At 41.4% G+C, this 474-nt stretch carries 1 protein-coding gene; it reads right to left on the bottom strand.

Annotation, left to right across the window (positions count from 1 at the left end):
* Positions 1-474: tyrosine-type recombinase/integrase (locus G4417_RS16595; protein ID WP_173684245.1), on the bottom strand; the 474-nt coding region annotated here is incomplete at both ends.

Genomic DNA, 474 nt, shown 5'->3' with positions numbered 1-474 from the left:
AGCCATCATATCGGATGCTGCGTCTTATGGTAAGGCATTGTTCTTCCAGATTTACATCCTGCCATGCCAAACCGCAGGCTTCTCCAATACGGAGTCCGGCATAATAAGCTATCTGGATTGGAAGTATTGCGGCTGGGTTCTTTTTTTGCAGATAAGCAAGTAATCTTTCATAATCTTCTCGTGAAATTGGTTGGATATTTCCGTCCATATCCTCATCGGAAAACAAATCCACTTCATCCGTCTGATACCGCAGTTTAATATACTGCATGGGATTGAACGTAATATACTGCTTTGGAAATACTGCAAAACGGAAAGATTGCTGCATGACTGCGGAAAAAGAATGGATATAATCTTTGCTGTAACCCTTTTTCTCTTTTCCATCGGGATGAACTCCCCCAAAGGAAAGCAAATCAAAGAAGGATTGCAAATGCTCAGAGGTTACATTTTTTAATTTCCGTTCTGCCAGCGGATGTT

This window comes from Blautia wexlerae (assembly GCF_013300825.1).
GTDB lineage: Bacteria > Bacillota > Clostridia > Lachnospirales > Lachnospiraceae > Blautia_A > Blautia_A wexlerae_B.
Note: the sequence above shows the minus strand (reverse complement) of the source record. Positions and strands in the feature narration are given on the sequence as shown.